Source organism: Streptomyces sp. NPDC048644, assembly GCF_043199105.1.
Taxonomy (GTDB): Bacteria; Actinomycetota; Actinomycetes; order Streptomycetales; family Streptomycetaceae; genus Streptomyces.
In genome coordinates this window covers 58,927-79,539 of record NZ_JBICVO010000003.1, presented here as the reverse complement: position 1 = coordinate 79,539, position 20,613 = coordinate 58,927, and the positions used below count along the sequence as shown (strand labels likewise).

The following is a 20,613-nucleotide window of genomic DNA, read 5'->3' as shown; positions in this document are numbered from 1 at the left end:
GCGTCCCCGGCCGGGCCCCAAGGGAAGGCACCCATGGCAGACGACCGCCGGCTACGGGAATACCTCACACGTGTCACATTGGAACTCCGCCGCACCAGGCGGAAGTTGGTGGAGAGGGAGGAAGCGCAGCACGAACCGATCGCCATCGTCGGCATGGCCTGCCGATACCCGGGCGGGGTGGAGTCACCCGAGGACCTGTGGGCACTGCTCGCCCACGGGCGGGACGCCGTCTCCGGCGCACCCGACGACCGGCAGTGGGACGAACGGCAGGCCGCGGCCGGCCAGGAATCCGGCGCCCCCAGGGAAGGCGGATTCCTGCACCACGCCGCCGACTTCGACCCGGAACCGTTCCGGATGTCCGAGCAGGAAGCGCTGGTCTGCGACCCCCAGCAGCGGCTGCTCCTTGAGTGCGCCTGGGAGGCCCTGGAGCGGTCCGGCATCGACCCGCTGTCCCTGCGGGAGAGCCCCACCGGCGTGTTCGCCGGCCTCATCTACAACGACTACGGTGGGCGCGTCCGGCAGGCGCCGGAGGGAACGGCGGGTGACCTGCTCGTCGGCAGCGCACCCAGCGTGGCATCCGGTCGCATCGCCTACACCTTCGGCCTCCAGGGCCCCGCGGTCACCGTCGATACCGCCTGCTCGTCGGCGCTCGTGGCGTTGCACCTGGCGGTCCAGTCGCTGCGCACCGGCGAATCCACGCTCGCACTGGCCGGCGGGGCGTCCGTGATGGCCACCCCGGCTGCCCTCGACGCTTTCGGGCGGCAGGGCATGCTCGCCCCGGACGGCCGCTGCAAATCGTTCGCCGCGGACGCGGACGGCTGGGGCCTGTCCGAAGGCGTCGGGATGCTGGCCCTGGAACGGCTCTCGGACGCCCAACGGGCCGGCCGTACGGTGCTGGCGGTGCTCCGCGGCTCCGCCGTCGTCCAGGACGGCGCCTCGCACGGGCTGACCGCCCCCAACGGGCAGGCCCACCGCCGCATGATCCGGCAGGCGCTCGCCGCCGCCCGGCTGACCTCGGCCGACATCGACGCAGTGGAGGGCCACGGCACCGGCACCCCGCTGGGCGACCCGATCGAGGCGCAGGCGCTGATGGACACCTACGGCGCCGAACGCGGCGCGGACCGGCCCCTGTTCCTTGGATCCCTCAAGTCGAACATCGGCCACACACAGGCGGCGGGCGGCGTCGGCGGCGTGATCAAGATGGTGCTCGCCCTGCGGCACGGCCTGCTCCCGCAGACCCTGCACGCCAAGGAACCGTCATCGCACCTGGACTGGTCACAGGGCACCGTCCGGCTGCTGACCGACCCCGCCCCCTGGCCCGCGGGGGACCGCACCCGCCGCGCCGCCGTCTCCTCCTTCGGCATCAGCGGCACCAACGCCCACGTCATCCTGGAGGAGGCGCCACCGCAGGACCGGGCGACCGCCGCCCGGCCACCGGCAGGTGCCGCCCGCACCGTGCCGTGGCTGCTGTCCGCGGCATCGGCGGAGGCACTGCGCGCACAGGCCGCCCGGCTCGCCGGCCACCTCGCCGCACACCCGGATCTCGACGCTCTCGACGTCGGCCGTTCGCTCGCCGCGAGCCGCGCGGGCGGGCCGCACCGTGCCGCCGTGGTGGCCGCCGACCGGGACGGGCACCTGCGGGGCCTCGCCGCGCTCGCCGATGGCCGGAACGCACCCGAACTGCGCCACGGCACACCTCCGGACGAGGCGGGAGACGCCGGCGCGCCCGCCGAAGCCGCCGACCCCCTGGCGGCGCTCGCCGACGTGCACTGCCGGGGCGGGTCGGCCGACGCCGCCGCCTTCGCCGCCACCGGCGCCCGCCTGATCGACCTGCCCACCTACGCCTTCCGGCGCCGCCGCTACTGGCTCGGCGCCGCACGAATCTGAAGGGTTGGTACGCCATGACCGGCCACGCCACACCTCCGCACGCGCCCCGCACGCTCGACACCAGGCTCGCCCACCACGCCGCGAACCAGCCGGACCGGACCGCCGTCGTGTGCGACGGCACGCAGCTCACCTACGGGCAACTGCACGAGGAGAGCGCCCGGGGCGCACTCGCCATGACGGCAGCCGGCCTGGGCAAAGGCGCCAGGGTCGGCTACCTGGGAAAGGAGTCGGCGCTCTTCTACGAGCTGCTCTTCGCCTGCGCGGCCGGCGGCACGGTACTCGTCCCCGTCAACTGGCGCCTCGCCCCCGACGAGGTCGAGTACATCCTGCGCGACTCCAGCGCCGAACTCCTCTTCGTGGAGAAGGAGTTCCTGCCCACCGCACGGCAACTCCACCCCGAGCTGCCCGCACTGCGGCAGCTGGTCCTGCTGGACTGTGACGACCCGGCGGGCACCGCCTTCGCCGCGTGGAAGGCCGCGGGCACCGGAGCCCTGCCGCCCGCCGCGCCCGGCACCGACGACGCCGTCGCCCAGATGTACACCAGCGGCACGACCGGTCTCCCCAAGGGAGTCGTCCTCGCCCACCGCAGCTTCTTCGCCGTCCGCGGCCTGCTGGACGATGCCGGCCTGGACTGGATCGACTTCCGGCCCGACGACAAGAGCCTCATCGGGATCTCCGGATCCCACATCGGCGGGCTGTGGTGGGCCACCCAGGGCTTCAACGCCGGCGTCACCAACGTCGCGATCCGCTCCTTCAACGGGCGCGAGGTCCGGGAGCTGATCGCCACGTCCGGCATCACCACCGCCTTCATGGTGCCCGCCATGCTGCTGATCCTGCTCGCCGAACCCGGCACGTCAAGCGCCGACTTCACCACCCTGCGCAAGACCGTCTACGGCGGTTCGCCCATCTCCGAATCGCTGCTCCAGCAGTGCATCGACGTCCTGCAATGCGACCTCGCCCAGATCTACGGCCTGACCGAGACCGGCAACACCGCCGTCTGCCTCGCACCCGCCGACCACCGTCCTGGCAGCCCCCGGTTGCGGGCGGCGGGGCGGCCCTACCCCGGCATCGAGCTGAAGACCATCGACGAGGACGGCCGCACCCTCGGCCCCGGCGACGTGGGTGAGGTCTGCATAAAGACCCCGGCCCGGATGCTCGAATACTGGCGCCTTCCCGAGGCAACCGCCGCCACTTTGCGGGAAGATTGGGTGCACACGGGCGACGCCGGGTTCCTCGACGAACAGGGCTATCTGTTCATCCAGGACCGCATCAAGGAAATGATCGTCCGGGCCGGCGAGAACATCTTCCCCGCCGAGGTCGAGAACGCGCTCAGCGCCCATCCGGCAGTGCTCGACGTGGCGGTCATCGGCGTCCCGGACGACCGGTGGGGCGAGGCGGTACATGCCTTCGTCGCCCTCCGGCCCGAGATGACGGCGGCACCCTACGAACTGCGGACCTTCCTGCGCGGACGGCTCGCCGACTTCAAGATCCCCACCCGCTACGCCGTCATCGACGCGGTACCGCGCAACCCCAGCGGCAAGATCCTCCGCCGCACCCTGCGGGACCAGTTCTGGAGCGCGCGCGACCGCGCCGTCAACTGACGCCCCCGGCAACCCGCTTCACCACACACGTCCCTGCCTCCGGCCCCGCACCGGACCGGGCCACCGTCCCCTCACGAGGAAAGAGACCAGCATGTCGGAAACCACCAAGGAAACGCCCGTCGAGGCCGTGGAGCCGTCCTTCAAGCCGTACGAAGGCAAGGCCGACCACCCCTGGGAGCAGCTGGCGTCGGACCGCGCCCGCTGCCCCGTCGCCCACTCGCCCGCCCTCGACTCGGTCCAGGTCACCACCTACGAGGGGGTGCGCGAGGTGGCACGCAACAGCGAGGCGTTCTCCTGCACCTACAGCGCGGCCTGGCCGCTGGAGGAGCCCGTCCCGGAAGAGATGCAGGTCTTCGACCTCACCGACCCGCCCCGCCACACCCGGCAGCGCCGGCTGGTGGTGCGCGCGCTGTCCGCGTCGCGGATCAGCCGGATGCGGCCGTTCGCCGAGCGGGTGATGAACGACCTCATCGATGCCGCCGCCGAGCGCGGCGGCGAGTTCGACCTCATCGCCGACTTCGCAGGACCGATGAGCGAGGCCCACATCGCCGAGCTGCTCGGGCTCGGTGAGGAGGAGCGGGAGATGGTGCTGCGCGCCGCGCTCTTCCCGGAGAGCACCGGCACGGCCAACACCGAGGGCCTGGAGAGCCCGGAGATGAAAGCCTGGCGCAGCTACCTGCAGGAGACGGTGCGCGCCCGCCGCGAGGCGGGTCCTGTCAACGACGACCTCCTGACGACGCTGTGCTTCGCCGAGGAGGACGGCGACCGGTTCGACGAGCAGGAGATCGGCCTCCTCATGCTGGGGCTGATCGCCGGCAACTCGTCCACCACGGCGGCCGTGGGCAACGTCTCCTGCGCCCTGGAGCAGCACCCCGAACAGAAGGCCAAGTACCTCGCCGACATCGAGGGCCTGAACGCCTCCACGGTCGAGGAAGGACTCCGCTACGACGGGCCGATCCTCGGCCTGTACCGCAGGACGCTGCGCGAGGCGGACATCGCCGGCCACTACACCGCACAGCCCGGCGAGCGGATCTACTTCTCCGTCGGCGCCGCGAGCCACGACCCGGAGGTCTTCGACCGGCCCGACGAGTTCCTCATCGACCGGGACTGGAAGAACCTGCCCGCCAGCATGGCGTTCGGCTACGGCGCACACCACTGCATCGGCGTGAACCTCGGCCGCCTCCAGGTCGAGGTGGCACTCGCCACGCTGTACACCCGGCTGCCGAACCTGCGGCTGCGCCCCGGATTCACCCCCGTGCAGCAGCCAGGCCCGATGGTCAGGGCGTGGGAGGCCCTGCCGATGGTCCACGACACTCCGGTGCTGCCCCGCACGGACGTCGCATGAGCGGCCTCACCGAACTCTCCTCCGAAGAACGGCACTTGGCGGTGGATCACGAGCTGTGCAGTGGCACCGGGCACTGCCAGGACGCGGCGCCGGAGATCTTCCGGGTCCAGGAGCGGTGGTCCTGGCTGCGCGAGGACGCCGACCTCGCGGCGGCCGACGCCGGCCGGCTGGCCGACGCCGAGGCCCGGTGCCCATGGATGGCCATCACCTTCGAGAGAAGGGAGCGGACATGAGCTACATCCTCGACCCGGCGTGGCACGCCGAGCGGGAACGCCTGGAGAACATCTCCGGCCTCTACGACCCCGGCACCACCGAGATCTGCACCCGGCTCGGCCTCACCGCGGGCTGGCGCTGCCTGGACGTGGGCGCCGGCACCGGCGGCGTCGTGCGGATGCTCGCCGAACGGGTCGGGCCCGAGGGCGAGGTGCTGGCGGTCGATGCCGACACCCGCTTCCTGGAGCCGCTCGCGGGCGGCCCGCTGACGGTGCGCACCATGGACGTGACGGCCGAACCCCTGCCCGACAGCCGGTTCGACCTCGTCCACGCGCGGCTCGTCCTGGAACACCTCGCCGCACCGGCCGACGTGGTGCGGTCGATGGCCGCCGCCGCCCGGCCGGGCGGCTGGGTGGTCGTCGAAGACCTCGACTGGTCCACGGCGCTGACCGTTGACCCCCCGTCCGAGGTGCACGAACGGGTCGTCGCCTGCTGCCACAAGGTCTTCGCAGGCACCCCCTACGACGCCTCGTTCGGCCGGCGGATTCCGCGGCTGCTGCGCGCCGCGGGGCTGACCGACATCGGGATCAGGGCGGTGTCGATGCCGCTGCCCGCCGACCCGGAAAAGGGCCAGCCGGCCTGGGAGATGCTGGTCGGCCAGCTCGCCCCCCGGATGCTCGCCGAAGGACTGCTCACCCAGGCGGACCTCGACGCCTTCCACCGGCAGTGGCACGACGGGGAAACGGTCGGCTTCGGACCGCTGATGGTCAGCGCCTGGGGCCGCCGCCCGGTCTGAGCCGGGAGCCCGCCGCACGGCCGAAGCCCGCCCCGGGACCTCCCGGGGCGGGCTTCGGTGCGGTGCGGTGACCGTCACTCCATGGGGTCAGGCACCGTCTCCTGCGCCGGCCCCCCGTGGTCCGGAACGTTCAGCAGCTGGACGGTCGCACAGCTCACCAGGCGGTTGCGCTCGTCGAAGACCTCCGCCGACCACAACTGCTGCGTGAAGCCGCAGTGGACGGGCACCGCGCAGGCGTGCAGCGTCCCCGAGACGGCCGACCGCATGTGGTGCATCTGCGTCTCGGCGCAGACGGCCGACCGCCCTTCGTCGACGTTCAGCGCCCCGCCGGCGGACACCGCGCTCTCCACGAGCGCCGCCAGGACACCGCCGTGCACGGCCCCCGCAGGCCCGTGTATCCGCGGGGACAGGGCCAGCGACGTGATCACCCGCTTCGCGGACAGTTCCTCGTACCGGATGCCGAGGAGAGCGTCGAGTGGATGCGTCTGACGGGTCAAGGGTCCGCTCCATTCGGGGTGGGCACCGTACGGGCGCCGCTGCATGAGGAGTTGGCGGTCAGGCACGTCCGCGGGCCGCCGCACACGGGCACGGCGGCCGGACACAGGGGCCGGCGGCCCCGCGGCGGATCAGATCCAGTCCGGCTGCTCCGGGGGAATCCGGCGCCCGTTGGCGATGAAGAACGAACGGATCACGTTGCCGCGGAAGAGCTGGCGGTTGCGCGGCCCGTCGAGCGCGGCGGAGAACTCCTTGACGCGGTCGCTGTAGAAGCCGCGCTTGCGGTACTTGCGGGTCTCCTCGTTGAAGATCTCGGCCACCATCTCGTCGGGGGTCCTGCCGACGAATTCGGCGAACTCGGCGAGCGTGCCGAGCCTGGTGTCCCGGTCCTTCGGTTCGAGGTCGGCGAGGTGCGCCGCGTACCGCTTGACGGTGATCAGGTCGTGAAAGGTCGGGTCGGTCATGGTCTTCCTCAGCCGGCTTCGTCGATGTCGTCAAGGAGGTGCCCCATCCGGGACCGCTTGGTCCGCAGATAGCGCAGGCTCTCGTGATGGGACGGCATCACCAGCGGCACGCGTGCGGACACCCGCACCCCGTGCCGGGCGAGCGCCGCCACCTTGTCGGGGTTGTTGGTGAGCAGCCGCACCCCGGCGATCCCCAGATCGCGCAGGATCGCCGCGCCCGCCCCGTAGTCCCGCCCGTCGACCGGAAGTCCCAGGGCCAGGTTGGCGTCCACGGTGTCGAGGCCGGTGTCCTGGAGCTGGTAGGCGCGCAGCTTGGCGGCGATGCCGATGCCCCGGCCCTCGTGGCCGCGCAGATAGATCACCGCGCCGCGGCCCTCGCCCGCGACCAGCCGCAGCGCCTCGTCGAGCTGCCCGCCGCAGTCGCAGCGCAGCGACCCCATGAGGTCCCCGGTGGCGCACTCGCTGTGCATCCTGACCAGCGCGTCGTCCGCACCCGCCACCTCGCCCGCCACGAACGCGAGATGCTCGGCGCCGTCCGCCGCCGCGTACGCCAGGCAGCGCAGCTCACCGTGGACGGTCGGGATCCGCGCCTCGGCCAGCCTGCGGACCGCCTCCGGGCCGTCGGGGCGGGCCGGAGGCCGCGGCGCGGGCGCCACGGCCTCCGCTGTCACCTCACTTCTCACTCGGGGAGGCCGAACATCCCCGCGAGGGCCCGCAGTTCCGCCTTGCGGTGCGGGAGGGGCGCGGCGCTCTGGATCATGCCGGCCTCGGCCAGCTCGTCCACCACCTCGGGGTCGCCCTGAATGCTGTTGCCCCAGGTGCCGTCGAAGTAGAGCTGCTCGAAGTCGGGGCGAGGCCGCTGGCCGCCCGCCTCGATGCTCTCCGCCGCGTAGCCGACCAGCTGGATCTGGGTCGGGATGACGCTCTCGGGCATGTTCAGCAGTTCGCGGATCTGGTCCCGGCGGCCGGTGACCAGGCCGGTGCCCAGGCCCTCGTCGGTGGCCGCGAGCAGCGCGGAGCCGACACCCAGGCCGCACTCGAAGGAGCTGAGCCACTTGGCGAACTCGATGTCACCGGCCAGCACGTTGAAGTCAGGCGTCTTCATCACGACGCTGTCGACGAACTCCTCGCTCCAGCCGTAGCTGGAGGTGAGGGAGCCCGTTTCGATGAGCTTGAGCAGCGTGGGGCGCAGCGGCTCCCAGCCCGCCAGGTCGGTGCACCAGACGATGGCGACCGGCGCCTGGTGGGCCTGCGGCTGGTTGTAGACCGCGTCGATCAGGCCGTCGCGCACCGCGTCGGGCGTCTCGCCCTTGGTGACGACGACGGCCTTGCGGACCTCCTGGGCATTGCCGTGGTGCGACTGGAGCCGCGCCGCGTGCAGGATCTTCTGGATCTTCTGCTTCTCCACCGGGCGCCATGCCTGGTAGTAGCGGGTCGTCCGCCGCGTTCCTACCGTGCGCTTGAATTCCACGGGTACTCCCTGATGTTGACGGATGAAAGCGTTACTGAAGGGAAAGAAGACGGCGCCGACGGCCGTGGCCGCCACGCCGGTTCAGCTGCCGCGAAGCAGGTGCTTGCGGATCTTGCCTACCGAAGTGCGTGGCAGTCCTTCGACGACCTCCACGCAGCTCGGAACCTTGAACGGCGCCAGCCTGGCCGCACACCACTCGATCAACTCACGCTCATGGAGCGGCAGTTGACCGTTGGTCACGACGAAGACCTTCACCGTCTCGTCCCGGATCGCGTCCGGAACCCCCACGACGGCCGACTCGAACACCGCGGGGTGCGCGTTGACCACCCGCTCGATCTCGCTCGACGACACGTTCTCGCCGGCCCGCTTGATGACGTCCTTGCCGCGGTCCACGAAGTGCACATAGCCGTCCGCGTCCACCCGGACGTGATCGCCGGTACGCAGCCAGCCGCCGCCGACGGCCGCGGCCGTCGCCTCGGGATCGCCCAGGTAGCCGGCCATCAGCGTCCGCCCCGGCACCCCGCCCACCAGCAGCTCGCCGGTCTCGCCGCGCGCCACGTCCCGCAGCCGCTCGTCCACCACCCGCAGCCGCGCACCGGGCACCGGACGCCCCATGCTCTGGTTGCGGCGCCGCCCGTACAGGGGGTTCATCAGCGGCGGCGCGACCGTCTCGGTCATGCCGTAGAGCTGGAGCAGCGGGGCGCGGAACCGCCGCTCGAACGACTGGAGTTGATCGTCGGTGACGTTCTGCGCGAACAGCACGGCCCGCAGCCGGTGCGCGATGTCGTGCGGCGTGGGCTGCTGGGCCAGGATCATGCGGATGGGCGCCGCGAACAGGCTCGCCACCGTGGCGTCGAGCCGGGCGGCCTGCTCGGACCACCGGGAGGCGCTGAACCGCGGCGTCAGGGCGATCGACGCGCCGGACACCAGCGCGGACATGGCGGAGTAGTACTGCGCGTTGCCGTGGAACAGCGGCAGCACGATCAGCTGCCGGTCCTCCGGGCGCAGCCGCAGATGCCGGGCGACCACCTCGCCCGAGTGCAGATACGCCGCGTGCGGCACGACCACGCCCTTGGGGCGGCTGGTGGTGCCCGATGTGTACAGCACGCCCAGCGGCGCCGACGGGCCGGCCGCGGGACGCGCGGCCCGTACCGGCGCGGTGGCCAGCGCCTTGGCCAGCGAATCCGTCCCTGCCACCAGCAACTGCTCGCAGCACGGGGCGGAGATGGCGGCGACCTGCGCGGTGGTGAGCAGGTCGGGCTGGGTCAGGCTCAGCCGGCATTCGGCGTGGGCGAGGACGTAGGCGAGTTCGTCGGCGGTGGAGAGGGGGTTGGTGGGGACCATCACGGCGCCCGCCTTCGCCGCGCCGAACCACGCGTCGAAGAACTCGGGGCGGTTGGTCAGATGGACGTGGAAGCGCTTGCCGGGGCCGATGCCCCGACTGGCCAGCAGGTCGGCCATCCGCTCGGCGCGCCGGTCCATCTCGCCGTAGCTGATGCTCGTGACCGTATTGGACTCGTCCAGGAAGGAGAGGAACGGGCGCTCCGGATGGCTCCGGGCGCGCCGCCGCAGGACACCGGCGACGGTGTCCTGTCCAGGGGTGCTCTGCCGTAGTGGTTGCACGTCGACAAGAGTCGGGTCCGCACATCAGCAGCCGCGTAACGAACCATCAACTCGCTGTTAACGGAGGGGAATCGAGGATCAGGCGCGGGCCTCAGGGGGCGGTGTGCGGGCAGGCGTCAAAAGGCCCCCGGCGGGCGCGGGGCGCGCCGGCCGGGGGCCTGGGGAACAGCGGGGGATGAGCGGGGCGGAACGGAGCGGAGTCAGAGGTTCCGCGGTCGGGGGCGGGCCCGCAGGGCCGGAGTCGGGGGAACTCCAGGGCCCGCCCCCTCCGGGCGTCGGCCCGCCGTCACGGGGGGACGGGGCCGACGTGCCGTGCTCCGCGGCGGCGACCGGTACGGGAGGGGGAGGCGCATCCCGTTACCACTGCGTCGCCGGCCGCCGCGGAGCGGTAGAAGAGCCCGCTCAGGGCAGCGCCCGGGGCGCCGTACGGTGCGATCCGGCCGGCGGCGGGAGCGGGGAGGGGGCGGCCCGGCCGCCGCATCGCGCACACCGGCACGGCGGGAACGCCATGCTGACCTGCGGCAGTTGCGGCGGCGCCACCGCCTGCGGCACCGACAGCGCGCTGACGTCGGTGCGCTGGTGGGTGTCGGGATCGACCCGGTACACCGTGATCGTCATGCCGGGCACGGCGCACCGCCCCGAAGACGACGGGACGACGGCACGACGGGAGAGGCCGGCCGCGCGGCGGTATGGCGCGAACGCGATGCACGGAACACGGGTGATCCTCTCCTCGGTGGGGGCGGCGGGACGGGCGAAGGCCGTCCTGATCACCGCCGGGGGAGGGACGGGGCGGGCGGCGGGGAGTGCGACAACACCCCCGGGCCCGGCGGGTCCTTCCGGCTGCCCCCATTGAAACGCCGCGACCGGACGGCCTGCACCCCCTCCTGGGGGGGACGGGTGAGGAACGGCGCCCGGAGGCACGTGCCCGGTTCCGGGCCGACTCAACTCCCCGTTAAGGCCGCAACGTCCCCTTCCTGACCGATCCGGTCTCCCAGTCGTCCGTATCGGCACTGGTGCAGAGTGATCGGTCCGTGACAGGATGTGCACGCGGAACCCGGTGGACTTAACCGGCCGTTGGGAACCGCAGGGGGCGGCGCCGGGCAGCCGGGGAACGATCCACGCACACCGCTGTCCGCAGGCCGGCAAGCACGGGCGAGGGACGGTGGGGGATGGCGGCGGCAGACGGTGAAGGGGAGCAGACGGAGCGGGGCATGCTGGGCGACCGTCTTGGCCGGCTCTTCGCGCACATGCACCCGCCGGGAGCGCCCTACACCAACGCGTACGTCGCCGAGGAGATCAGCGGCGACGCGCAGACGTACGGCGGCGTGCGGCTCACCGAGCAGTACCTCTCGATGCTGCGCAACGGCAAGCGCACCAACCCGTCGCCCGAAGTACTCAGGGCGCTCGCCAAGTTCTTCGGAGTGCCGGTCGGCTACCTCATCGGGGACCTCTCCCAGCCGCAGGCCGAGCGGGTGGAGGAAGAGGTCCGTTTCCTCGCCGCCATGCGCGACCAGCGGGTCCGCGCCATCGCGCTGCGCTCGGTGGGCCTGCCGCCCGAGGTGCAGGACAGCCTGACCACCATCATCACCCAGTTCCGCCGGCAGATGGACCTGCCGGCCGACCTGCCGGACCAGGGCGGTGAGGTGCGTGGCGGGTGAAGCGGTGCGGGCCGCCGAGCGCGACCGGATCTTCGCCACCTGGCGGCGGGTGGAGCACGACGACGGGATGAGCATGCGACTGGGGCAGATACGCAGGCGGTGCAAGCAGCTGATCAAGGAGCTGGCGCTGCCCGCCGCGATCGATCTGCGGGGAATGTGCGACATCGTCGGCGCGCGGGTCGAACGGCCGGTCCACATGGTGCCGATGAGCCTCGGCGGGGTGGTCTCGGGCATGACCGCCGCGACGGACGACGCCTACTGGGTCTTCTACGAAAGCCGCACCTCCCCCTGGCACCAGGCACACATCGTGCTGCACGAACTGAGCCACCTCCTCCTGGGCCACGGCCAGGACCCGGCGGTCACCGAGGACGCCCTGCGCCTGTGGACCCCGTCGGTCGACGCCGCGACGGCCATCCGGCGGATGGGCCTGACCGTGGGCTTCGCCCGCCACCACGGCTACGACAACCCCGCCGAACGGGAGACCGAGGTGCTGGGCACGCTGCTGATGGAACGAGTGGCCCCGCCCGCCCAGGAGGACGCACTCCCGCCGGAAGGCCAGGCAGCCGTCCTGGCCGCCGCACTCGGGCCCGCCCTGCAACACCTCAGGCAGCAGGGGGAGTTCAGGACCGCACCCAAGGATCCCCACGTCGCGGCGGCCGGCGACGACGGCGGCACCCCAGGCGGTGAGCCCCGTGTTTGACGTCATCTACCTCTGCTTCGCCGCCATCGCCTGGACCCTCGTCGGCTACAAGGCCGTCGCCTGGTTCCGCGACCGTGGCAACGCCGACCTGGGCCTGGCCTGCGTGATGACCGGCGGCGTCGCGACGGTCTTCCTGTTCTCCGCGCCCAGCCTCTACCGCGCCTTCGACCAACTCCTTGGCGTGGCCAACCTCGCCATGGTCTTCCTCTGCTCCGCCGTCGTGGTGTTCGCCCTCGGCGCCCAGGTGCTGCTGCTGCGCTGGGCGGCGGGCGAAGGCGCCGACACGCGGGCCCGCGCCCGGGTACGGGCCCGCTGGACCGTCGCCGCCGTCGCCGCCCTCTGGGCGGTGGCCGTCACCGGCTTCGCCGTCGGCCGCCCGGACACCGTCGAGCACCCCCGCGACTTCAGCACCGCCTACACCGGCTCTCCCGGCGTGATGCTCTTCCTGGGGCTGTATCTGGCCATCTTCGGAGCGAGCCTGGCGGCACTCGGCACGCTCTGCCCGCGCTACGCCGCCAGGCTCGGCACCTCCTGGCTGGCCCGCGGCCTGCGGGTGCTCTCCGCCGGCTGCTGGCTCGGCCTGCTCTACTGTGCCTGCAAGCTGACCGGCTTCGCGCTGTCCTGGGCGGGACACCCCGCCCCCTGGCTCTCCAACGGCGTGGCACCGCTCAGCGCATCCGTTGCCGCGATCCTCGTCCTCGCCGGTTTCGCGCTGCCCGCCGTCGGCCCGCGGGCTGCCGCCTGGCGCCGCCTCCGTCGCCTCACCCCCCTCTGGCGCCTGGTCACCGCACAGGCGCCCGAGGTCACGATGGACGGCGCGCGCCGGCCGTTCGCCGACCTGGAGTGGCGCGCCAACCGTCAGATGGCGGAGATCCGGGACATCCAGCGCGGCATCCGGCGCCACGTCGAATCCGACGCCCTCGACATCGCCTGGGAACGCGCCCGCCCCGTGGTGCCCGACGAACGGCAGCTCGCGGCCGTCGCCGAGGCCACCGCGCTGCGCCGCGGCCTGGAGAACCGCGCGGTGGGCCACGTGCCCGCACACGGCGCCGACAGCGTCGTCGTCACCAGGTCCGGCGCGTCCGCCCAACTGGCCGCCGAATACGAGCATCTGGCGCTCGTCGCCGATGTGTACCACTCGCCGCTGATCGACACCGTGCTCACCGAACTGCGCCAGCGCAGCACGGTGTCACGCGACTGACCGCGGCACACAGACGGGGTGGCCCGGCACGGGGGTCCGGGCCGCCCGTACCGCACCGGCGGCACCGGCATCGAAGCCGGTGCCGCCGGTGACAGGGACCGCGCGCCGCAATGCACGGCATGACGCGCAGAGGGTTGCTGAGTCCGGAGGGAACCGGCTGCACTGATGCCCGACGGTGTCCGGCGGGCCCGCCACGACCGGCGTGCTCCCTTCCCGGACGACGTGCCGTCAACTCACGGCGGAAGCACCGCAGTTCGATGGATCGGCCACGGGGGAAACGTGTCGGATATCGAGGTGGTGAGCGCCGTCCTGAAGGTCTGCGGCGACGACAACTGACCGCACCGCAACGGCGGGTGGCCGCCCGGAGGTGCCCCGGACGGCCACTCCTCTAGAGTCGGACACCATGCAGAACACCGCAGGGACCGGCCCCGACACCACCGCCGACGTGACGGCACTCCTCGACGATCCGCATGCCGCGTACGCCGCGCTGCGCGAGAGCGGGCCCGTCCACCGCATCACCGCCCCCGACGGGCAGCCGGCCTGGCTGGTCACCCGCTACGACGACGTCCGCAGCGCACTCGCCGACCCGCGGCTCTCGCTCGACAAACGCCAGGCCACACCCGGCAGTTACCGCGGCTTCGCGCTGCCGCCCGCCCTGGACGCCAACCTCCTCAACATGGATCCGCCGGACCACACCCGGGTGCGCAGGCTGGTCGTGAAGGCGTTCACCACCCGCCACGTCGAGGCGCTGCGCACCCCCGTACGGCGGGTCGCCGACGAGCTGCTCGACGCGATCGAACCGGCGGGCCGCGCGGACCTGATCGCCGACTACGCGGGCCATCTGCCGATCGTCGTCATCTGCGACCTGCTCGGCGTCCCCCGCGCCGACCGCCGCGACTTCCGCGCCTGGACCGACACGCTGATCACCCCCGACCCCACCCGCCCGCAGCTGATGAAGCAGACGATCGGCGAGCTGACGGCCTACTTCACCGGACTGATCGCCACCAAGCGCGCGCACCCCGCCGACGACCTGCTCTCCGAGCTGATCGCAGTACGCGACACGCAGGAAACGGACCCTGCCGCACCGGGCGGCGACCGGCTCACCGAGGACGAACTGACCTCCCTCGCCTTCCTGATCCTCTTCGGCGGGTACGAGAACACCGTCCACCTCATCGGCACTGCTGTCCTGGCCCTGATCGACCATCCCGAACAGCTCCGCCAGTTGCGCTGCAATCCGGCCGAACTGCCGAAGCTCATCGAGGAGTTGATGCGCTACGAATCCCCGGCGTCGCTGTCCATCCGGCGCTTCGCACGCGAGGACCTGGACATCGGCGGCGTACGGATCCCGGCGGGCGACTGCGTGCTGCTCTCCCTCGCGTCCGCCAACCGCGACCCCGCCCGCTTCCCCGCCCCCGACACCCTGGACCCCGGCCGTGACCTCTCCGGGCACCTCGCGCTCGGCCACGGCATCCACTACTGCCTGGGCGCGCCGCTCGCCCGGATGGAGACGGCGACGGCGCTGGCCGCGCTGATCGAGCGCTTCCCCGGGCTGCGGCTCGACGTGCCGCGCGAGGAGCTGCGGCACCGCCGTACGCTGCGCGCGCGTGGCCTGATTTCGCTCCCTGTCGCCTGGTAATCCGAAGACGAACAAGTTTTCTGCGGCGTAAGTGTTCTGTCATGAGGTAGAAAGGTGTTGAGACCCGCCCGGTGTGCATCCCCCGTCGCACCGGGCGGGTCGTTGTCGTCCACGACACGCCGGTGACCGGTGCCGCCGCTTGGGCCGTCTGGCGCAGCCGTCCTGCGTGGCGCCCCGGCCCTTCCTAGCGTGACGGCATGGCAATTGACGCACTTTCCCGGAAGACCGGTGCGCTGGCGGTGATCGCCGCCACCGGCCTGTCCCTGGCCTTCATACCGGCCACGGCCCTCGCGGGCGCCCCCGCACACCGCCCTCCAGAGCCGTCCGCGGCCGGGGTGCAGGTGGCCGATGCCCCCGGGGTGCCGAAGCTGCCGGACGGTCTTTCGGCTCTGTCCTGGGCGGTCACCGACGCCGATTCGGGCAGCGTCCTGGCGGCCAAGGACCTGCATCGCAAGCTGCCGCCCGCCAGCACACTCAAGACGCTGTTCGCCGTGACCGCCCTGCCGAAGTTCGCCGCCGATTCGGTACGCCGGGTCAGCGCAGCCGACCTCGAAGGCGTCGGCACCGGCAGCAGCCTCGTCGGGGTCGCGGAGGGCGGCAGTTACACGGTGGCCGACCTGTGGCGCGGCGTCTTCCTGCGGTCGGGCAACGACGCGGTGCACGTCCTGGCGTCGATGAACGGCGGCTGGGACGCCACCGCCCGCGAGATGCAGGAGAAGGCCCGCGCGCTCGGCGCCGACGACACCACGGTGGAGTCCCCGGACGGCTATGACTCACCGGGCCAGGTGTCCTCCGCCTACGACCTGACCGTCTTCGCCCGCGCCGGGCTCGCCAACGCCGACTTCGCGCGCTACTGCTCCACCGTGCAGGCCGACTTCCCCACCGCGGACGGCGTCACCCGGATCGAGAACACCAACCGGCTGCTGTCGGGAGCTGACGGGATGCCCCGCTACCCGGGGATCATCGGCGTCAAGAACGGCTACACCACACAGGCGGGCAACACGCTGATCGCCGCCGCCAGGCGGGACGGCCACACCCTGCTGGTGACCGTCATGAACCCGCGGTCCGGCGAGGCCAACGGGGTCTACAAGGAGGCCGGTGCCCTGCTGGACTGGGGATTCGCGAGCGTGGACAAGGCCGAGCCGATCAGCTCGATGACCCGCGCGGTGGCCCAGGGGCCCGCGGTGCAGCCCGCGGCGCACACCACGCAGACCGACGAGCGGGGCGGCTCGCCGTGGCGCGACGCGCTGGCCCTGTGGGCCGGAGGTGTCGGCGCGACGGTGCTGGCCATGGGCGCCGCGCTGGCCTGGCGGATGCACGCCAGGCGCCGGGCGGCCGGCCCGGAAGCCCCGTAGCCCGGCGGCTCAGCGGCGCAGCCGCGGGGCCGTGGCCGCTGCCGGGACCGGCGCCTGCGGCGGCTGCCGCAGGCGCCAGGTCAGCTCCCTGGCCCAGGCGGTCAGCCCGGCGATGTCGATGCCGTACGGCGCGGTGTCCGCGTACGGGGTGAGGGCCGCGGCGCCGCGGTCGAGCAGGGCGACGCCGCCCGTGGCATTGCCGCGGGCGGCGTGCGTGAGGCCGACGGCGAGCTGGGCCAGGCCGCGCCACAGTTCGCGCTCCGGTTCCGGCGCCGCCTTCCAGGCGTCCTCAAGGACCTCGTGGGCGTGGAACGGCATCCCCGCGTCGAGCAGCCGCTGTGCCTCGGCGAGGGAGGCGTGCGGCGGGCGCACCACGCCCTCGGGCTGCCGGTCCACGCCCGGTGTGCCGTACGGCAGCGGCCGGCCGAGCCCGTCACGCGGCCTGGCATTGCGGGCCTTGCCCTGTGGGTCACGGTCCCGCCTGCGCGACGGGGCGCCGCCCGCCGTCGCTGCCGCGGCTGCCTCATCGGCCGCGCAGTACCGGCAGCCGCCGTCGCCCGGCCGGTCGTCGATCCGGCCGCAGCGGTCGCAGACCCGGTCCAGCCAGCAGGCCGGATCGCCGCCCTCGTCCCGGCCGGTGACCGCGGCGGGTGCGGGGCCGCCGTTGCCCCGCGCGCCGGTCCTTCCGTTGCCCGTCTCCGCTTCGTTCACCCTTCGATTGTGCGCCGCGGGCCCGCCGTACGTCCCGCCGGGGGCGGTACCGGCTCAGGGCACCCGGGCCGGGGACGAGGCGTCCGGTACCCGCAGGGCGGGGGAGCCGTGGCCGTCGGCGGGGACGGTCCAGATGTCGCTGCTGCCGCTCTCCTTGCCCGGCAGCGCGTAGGCCAGCGTGCCGTTGTCGAGCCAGGCGGCCTGGTCGTCCACGCTGCGGGTCTCGGCGAGTGGCCGCTCGCGGTGGGTGCGCAGGTCGAGTACGTACAGCCGCCAGGGTGCGCGGGCGCCGTCGCGGACCCGCTTCTTGAAGGCGAGCCGGGTGTTGTCGGGGGAGAGGGACGGGCACTCGACGTTTTCGCGGAGGGTGTGCGCGGTCCATTTCCGCAGGTCGCCCTGGACGAGGTAGGTCGAGCCCCGGGTGGAGACGGTGGCGTAGAAGGTGTTGTCGTCGCGGGCGAAGCTGACGCCCCAGTAGTTGACGTCGGGGGAGTGGTAGCGGCGGCCGTCGAGGGTGAGCGGGATCTCCTCCATGTTCTTGATGAGGTAGCCGGTGCGGGTGTCGAGGAGGGAGGTGCGGGTGGAGAAGGACGTGGTGGCGTAGGAGTCGCCGGTGGCGAACATCGTCCAGGACAGCATCCGTCCGGACGCCGAGACCCGGGCCCGGTTGGGGATGCCGGTCAGCGCGATCCGGCGCTTCTCGTGCAGCGTGCGGTCCAGGACCACGGCGTACGACGTCGGCGGGATGCCGGGACGGCGCTGGAGGCACAGGGCGGTGTCCGCGGCGGCGTAGAAGCGTTCGCAGCGGGGGCCGCCCGTCGTCCGGTGCGGTCCGGACGCGCGGCCCTTCGCGGCGGGGGCGGCGCCGGAGGCCGGGGCCGGCAGATGGGCGATCCGGCCGGAGCCCGCGCCGGTGCTGCGGAAGTACAGCTGCCCGTGGCCGATGCCGAACGCCGATACGGGGTCGGCGGGTTCGGCCCGCCGGGCGGCCCCCACGGTGTAGACGACGGCGATGCCCGCCAGGAGCACTCCGGCGACGGCCACCGCGGTGATCCGGGCGCGCAGCGAAAGGGTGCCGGTGCGGCGGGCGGGTCGGCCCGCGGGGCTTTCGGGCGGTGCGGGCGGCGCCGGGCGCACCGCCTCACGGAGCGGACGGTTCGGTGGGTTCATGCGCGGGACGGTGCCTTTCCGTGCGGGGGAGCAGGACGGCGGACACGGCCAGCGCCGCGGCCAGCGCGAGGACCGCGGCGAGCAGCGCGGGGCGGGTGCCCCAGAGCGTCCAGGCGGCGCCGAATCCGGCAGCGGCCAGCAGCCGGCACAGTGCCTGGCCGGTCTGGAGCAGCGCCATCCCGCTCGCCCGGCGCGCGGCGGGCAGCACAGGACCGGCCAGCGCCATCAGCACGCCGTCGGTGGCCGCGTAGAACACGCCGAGCAGCAGCAGGACGGCGGCCAGCAGCGGCAGCCCGGCCTCGGTCGTCAGCAGCAGGAGGTAGCCGCCGAGCAGCGCCGCATGGCCGCAGAGGAGCGGCACCCGCCGCCCGATGCGGTCGCCGAGACGGCCGGCCGGCACGGCCAGCAGCAGGTAGACGGCGGCGGCCCCCAGCGGCAGCAGCGGGAACCAGCTGACCGCGAACTCCAGCCGGCGTTGCAGCAGCAGGTACAGGAACGAATCGCCGATGGTGGCGGCCCCGAGCAGCGCCGCGGCGGCGAAGATGCGCCGGAACGCGGGGTCGCGCAGCGGCGCGAGGAGCGCGGCACGGGGCTTGGGCGCGGCTGCCGGAGCCGGCCGGGGCGCGGGCACGGCGTCCCGGCCCGGTACGAAGGCGACCAGCATGAGGACGCCCAGCAGGCCGGTGCAGAAGCTCACGACGAAGACCGCGTCGTAGGCGTCGGCGGTGGCCCACAGCAGCGCGAACGCGGCGAGCGGGCCGAGCAGCGCGCCGGTGGTGTCCATCGCGCGGTGCACGCCGAAGGCCCGGCCGAGCGCGTCGGGCGGTGCGCTCAGCGAGATCAGCGCGTCGCGGGGTGCGGTGCGTACGCCCTTGCCGATCCGGTCGGCGGCGAGCGAGGCGCCGATGCCGAGGGTGCCGCCGCCGGCGAGCAGCAGCCCGATGCGGGAGAGGGCGGAGAGCGCGTAGCCCCATCCCGCGACGAGTTTGTGCCGTCCGCCGCGGTCGGCCGCGTGCCCGCCGAGCAGCCTGACGAGCGCGGTCACGCCGTTGTAGAGGCCGTCGAGGAAGCCGAACTGGAGCGGGGAGAGGCCGAGTTGGATGACGAAGTAGAGGGGCAGCACGGCGGTGACCATCTCGGATGAGATGTCGGTGACGAGGCTGACCGCGCCGAGGGCCAGGACCGGCCCTCCGACGCGGCCCCGCGTCACCTTCGCCGTGGCAGCCGCGTCCGTGGTGGCGAGATACATGGCGTGGCGTCCGTGGACCGCGGCGGGCGCCCGGTCAGTGGCACTCGTAGGAGGGGCTGCTGTCCTTCGTCTTGCCGTCGGTGCCGATCAGGTTCCAGGAGAACCCGGTGTCGGTGAAGTTCAGTTTCACCACCCCGAAGGTGTTGGTCAGCCGCTTCTCGCTGTTGGGCTGGACCTCTTCGATCTTGTAGGGGTGGGCGCCGCCCATGCCGCCGAGGAGTTCGACGATCCCGTTCTCGTCCCGGTCGCCGTCCGGGTTCTGCGGGGCGAACCGCTCGTAGTGGTGGTCGTGGCCGTTGAGGACGAGTTCGGCCTTGGCGTCGTAGAGCTGCTTCCACACCGGCCTGCTGACCGGGTCGTTGCCGTGCTCGCCCGAGGAGAAGAGCGGGTGGTGGAAGTAGGCGGCCACGCACTTCTTGGAGTTGGCGGCGAGGTCGTCCTTGAGCCAGGCGAGCTGCGCCTTGTCGAGGTCGTTGGTGTTCAGCGCGACGAAGTGCCAGTTGCCCTGGTCGAAGCTGTAGTAGGGCTTGCCGTGCGGGTAGGCGATGTCGCCGAAGTAGGACTTGTAGCCCTTGAGTTCGCCGTCCGGGTCGTAGGTCTCGTGGTTGCCGGGGATGGGGTGCGTCTTGTCCTTGAACTTCCCCCAGGTCTTGTCGTAGTAGCGCGTGAAGTCCTTGGTGCGGGCGTCGTCGTACTGGTTGTCGCCCATGGTCATCACGAACGCCGGGTTGATCTTCTCCACCAGCGCGGCGGTCTTGGGGTGCTCGCAGTCGCTGTCGCTCGCGGTGCACTGCTCGGCGATGTCGCCGGCGGCGACGGCGGTGAAGCCCCCGGCCTGGGGGCGGTCGGGTGCCGCGTCGGCGCGGCCGACCGGCGACCACAGCAGTACGCCGCCGAGCAGCGCGAGGGCTGCGCCGGCGGCGGGGATGCCGATGCGGGGGTTGGTGAGCCGGTGCTTCGTGGCGCGGGGGGTGTGCGTCATGTCCGTCTCCTGGGTCGGCGACACAGCCGTCCCGAGGAATCCTGGCGGTCGGTCAT

Annotated in this window: 19 protein-coding genes and 1 pseudogene; 10 read left to right on the top strand and 10 right to left on the bottom strand. The window is 72.7% G+C overall.

The genetic code is table 11. The annotated features are described in order from the left end of the window. Nucleotides 1-36: 36 nt before the first annotated feature. The 5 genes and pseudogenes from ACGFNI_RS07715 to ACGFNI_RS07695 all read left to right on the top strand — a co-directional run. Nucleotides 37-1,887, top strand: a pseudogene (locus tag ACGFNI_RS07715) (type I polyketide synthase); the annotation flags it as partial. Nucleotides 1,888-1,901: 14 nt separating this feature from the next. Then, nucleotides 1,902-3,488: a long-chain-fatty-acid--CoA ligase gene (locus ACGFNI_RS07710; protein ID WP_393681601.1), complete on the top strand. Its 1,587-nt coding sequence runs from the start codon at nt 1,902-1,904 to the stop codon at nt 3,486-3,488. Nucleotides 3,489-3,579: 91 nt separating this feature from the next. Beyond that, complete coding sequence (locus ACGFNI_RS07705; RefSeq protein ID WP_393681600.1) at nt 3,580-4,833, top strand: cytochrome P450; 1,254 nt, start codon at nt 3,580-3,582, stop codon at nt 4,831-4,833. Continuing rightward, nucleotides 4,830-5,066: a ferredoxin gene (locus ACGFNI_RS07700; protein WP_393681598.1), complete on the top strand. Its 237-nt coding sequence runs from the start codon at nt 4,830-4,832 to the stop codon at nt 5,064-5,066. Before ACGFNI_RS07705 ends, ACGFNI_RS07700 begins: the two co-directional genes overlap by 4 nt. Beyond that, nucleotides 5,063-5,842: a methyltransferase domain-containing protein gene (locus ACGFNI_RS07695; protein WP_393681597.1), complete on the top strand. Its 780-nt coding sequence runs from the start codon at nt 5,063-5,065 to the stop codon at nt 5,840-5,842. Before ACGFNI_RS07700 ends, ACGFNI_RS07695 begins: the two co-directional genes overlap by 4 nt. 74 nt (nt 5,843-5,916) lie before the next feature. On the opposite strand, the gene ACGFNI_RS07690 is transcribed toward ACGFNI_RS07695, so the two are convergent. The 6 genes from ACGFNI_RS07690 to ACGFNI_RS07665 all read right to left on the bottom strand — a co-directional run bounded on the left by ACGFNI_RS07690 (nt 5,917) and on the right by ACGFNI_RS07665 (nt 10,513). Beyond that, entirely contained in the window at nt 5,917-6,339 is a 423-nt protein-coding gene (locus ACGFNI_RS07690; RefSeq protein ID WP_393681596.1) for a PaaI family thioesterase, read from the bottom strand. Between the two features lie 129 nt (nt 6,340-6,468). Further along, nucleotides 6,469-6,801 carry a hypothetical protein gene (locus ACGFNI_RS07685; protein WP_393681594.1) on the bottom strand — a complete coding sequence of 111 codons (333 nt, stop codon included), beginning with the start codon at nt 6,799-6,801 and terminating at the stop codon, nt 6,469-6,471. 8 nt (nt 6,802-6,809) lie between these two features. Continuing rightward, nucleotides 6,810-7,472 (bottom strand): GTP cyclohydrolase II, encoded by a 663-nt coding sequence (gene ribA / locus ACGFNI_RS07680; RefSeq protein ID WP_393681593.1) that lies wholly within the window; start codon nt 7,470-7,472, stop codon nt 6,810-6,812. Between the two features lie 8 nt (nt 7,473-7,480). Beyond that, entirely contained in the window at nt 7,481-8,272 is a 792-nt protein-coding gene (locus ACGFNI_RS07675; RefSeq protein ID WP_393681592.1) for a nitroreductase family protein, read from the bottom strand. Between the two features lie 81 nt (nt 8,273-8,353). Beyond that, complete coding sequence (locus ACGFNI_RS07670; RefSeq protein WP_393681590.1) at nt 8,354-9,895, bottom strand: AMP-binding protein; 1,542 nt, start codon at nt 9,893-9,895, stop codon at nt 8,354-8,356. 402 nt (nt 9,896-10,297) lie between these two features. Then, nucleotides 10,298-10,513, bottom strand: coding sequence for a hypothetical protein (locus tag ACGFNI_RS07665; protein ID WP_393681588.1), 216 nt, complete (start codon nt 10,511-10,513; stop codon nt 10,298-10,300). 551 nt (nt 10,514-11,064) lie between these two features. Between ACGFNI_RS07665 and ACGFNI_RS07660 the strand changes: the two genes are divergently transcribed. The 5 genes from ACGFNI_RS07660 to ACGFNI_RS07640 all read left to right on the top strand — a co-directional run bounded on the left by ACGFNI_RS07660 (nt 11,065) and on the right by ACGFNI_RS07640 (nt 16,445). Further along, nucleotides 11,065-11,553 carry a helix-turn-helix domain-containing protein gene (locus ACGFNI_RS07660; RefSeq protein ID WP_393681587.1) on the top strand — a complete coding sequence of 163 codons (489 nt, stop codon included), beginning with the start codon at nt 11,065-11,067 and terminating at the stop codon, nt 11,551-11,553. Between the two features lie 79 nt (nt 11,554-11,632). Next, nucleotides 11,633-12,253 (top strand): hypothetical protein, encoded by a 621-nt coding sequence (locus ACGFNI_RS07655; protein WP_393682170.1) that lies wholly within the window; start codon nt 11,633-11,635, stop codon nt 12,251-12,253. Further along, entirely contained in the window at nt 12,246-13,454 is a 1,209-nt protein-coding gene (locus ACGFNI_RS07650; protein ID WP_393681585.1) for an MAB_1171c family putative transporter, read from the top strand. The genes ACGFNI_RS07655 and ACGFNI_RS07650 overlap by 8 nt, the downstream gene beginning before the upstream one ends. A 403-nt stretch (nt 13,455-13,857) precedes the next feature. Beyond that, nucleotides 13,858-15,090 (top strand): cytochrome P450, encoded by a 1,233-nt coding sequence (locus ACGFNI_RS07645; RefSeq protein ID WP_393681584.1) that lies wholly within the window; start codon nt 13,858-13,860, stop codon nt 15,088-15,090. Between the two features lie 197 nt (nt 15,091-15,287). Further along, the gene (locus ACGFNI_RS07640; RefSeq protein ID WP_393681582.1) at nt 15,288-16,445 is read left to right on the top strand and encodes a D-alanyl-D-alanine carboxypeptidase family protein; all 1,158 of its coding nucleotides are present in this window, start codon (nt 15,288-15,290) and stop codon (nt 16,443-16,445) included. Nucleotides 16,446-16,454: 9 nt separating this feature from the next. On the opposite strand, the gene ACGFNI_RS07635 is transcribed toward ACGFNI_RS07640, so the two are convergent. From ACGFNI_RS07635 to ACGFNI_RS07620, 4 genes are all read right to left on the bottom strand, one after another. Next, nucleotides 16,455-17,018 carry a DUF309 domain-containing protein gene (locus ACGFNI_RS07635; protein WP_393682168.1) on the bottom strand — a complete coding sequence of 188 codons (564 nt, stop codon included), beginning with the start codon at nt 17,016-17,018 and terminating at the stop codon, nt 16,455-16,457. Nucleotides 17,019-17,210: 192 nt separating this feature from the next. After that, nucleotides 17,211-18,326: a TolB family protein gene (locus ACGFNI_RS07630; RefSeq protein ID WP_393681581.1), complete on the bottom strand. Its 1,116-nt coding sequence runs from the start codon at nt 18,324-18,326 to the stop codon at nt 17,211-17,213. Further along, complete coding sequence (locus ACGFNI_RS07625) at nt 18,298-19,575, bottom strand: MFS transporter (protein WP_393681580.1); 1,278 nt, start codon at nt 19,573-19,575, stop codon at nt 18,298-18,300. The genes ACGFNI_RS07630 and ACGFNI_RS07625 overlap by 29 nt, the downstream gene beginning before the upstream one ends. Nucleotides 19,576-19,609: 34 nt before the next feature. Continuing rightward, nucleotides 19,610-20,557 carry a metallophosphoesterase family protein gene (locus ACGFNI_RS07620; protein ID WP_393681578.1) on the bottom strand — a complete coding sequence of 316 codons (948 nt, stop codon included), beginning with the start codon at nt 20,555-20,557 and terminating at the stop codon, nt 19,610-19,612. Nucleotides 20,558-20,613: the final 56 nt, after the last annotated feature.

Bases quoted from the DNA above. Each gene is read 5' to 3' on its own strand.
- ACGFNI_RS07710 (WP_393681601.1), top strand. From the start codon at position 1,902: ATGACCGGCCACGCCACACCTCCGCACGCGCCCCGCACGCTCGACACC.
- ACGFNI_RS07705 (WP_393681600.1), top strand. From the start codon at position 3,580: ATGTCGGAAACCACCAAGGAAACGCCCGTCGAGGCCGTGGAGCCGTCC.
- ACGFNI_RS07700 (WP_393681598.1), top strand. From the start codon at position 4,830: ATGAGCGGCCTCACCGAACTCTCCTCCGAAGAACGGCACTTGGCGGTG.
- ACGFNI_RS07695 (WP_393681597.1), top strand. From the start codon at position 5,063: ATGAGCTACATCCTCGACCCGGCGTGGCACGCCGAGCGGGAACGCCTG.
- ACGFNI_RS07685 (WP_393681594.1), bottom strand. From the start codon at position 6,801: ATGACCGACCCGACCTTTCACGACCTGATCACCGTCAAGCGGTACGCG.
- ACGFNI_RS07665 (WP_393681588.1), bottom strand. From the start codon at position 10,513: ATGACGATCACGGTGTACCGGGTCGATCCCGACACCCACCAGCGCACC.
- ACGFNI_RS07660 (WP_393681587.1), top strand. From the start codon at position 11,065: ATGGCGGCGGCAGACGGTGAAGGGGAGCAGACGGAGCGGGGCATGCTG.
- ACGFNI_RS07645 (WP_393681584.1), top strand. From the start codon at position 13,858: ATGCAGAACACCGCAGGGACCGGCCCCGACACCACCGCCGACGTGACG.
- ACGFNI_RS07640 (WP_393681582.1), top strand. From the start codon at position 15,288: ATGGCAATTGACGCACTTTCCCGGAAGACCGGTGCGCTGGCGGTGATC.
- ACGFNI_RS07630 (WP_393681581.1), bottom strand. From the start codon at position 18,326: ATGAACCCACCGAACCGTCCGCTCCGTGAGGCGGTGCGCCCGGCGCCG.
- ACGFNI_RS07625 (WP_393681580.1), bottom strand. From the start codon at position 19,575: ATGTATCTCGCCACCACGGACGCGGCTGCCACGGCGAAGGTGACGCGG.
- ACGFNI_RS07620 (WP_393681578.1), bottom strand. From the start codon at position 20,557: ATGACGCACACCCCCCGCGCCACGAAGCACCGGCTCACCAACCCCCGC.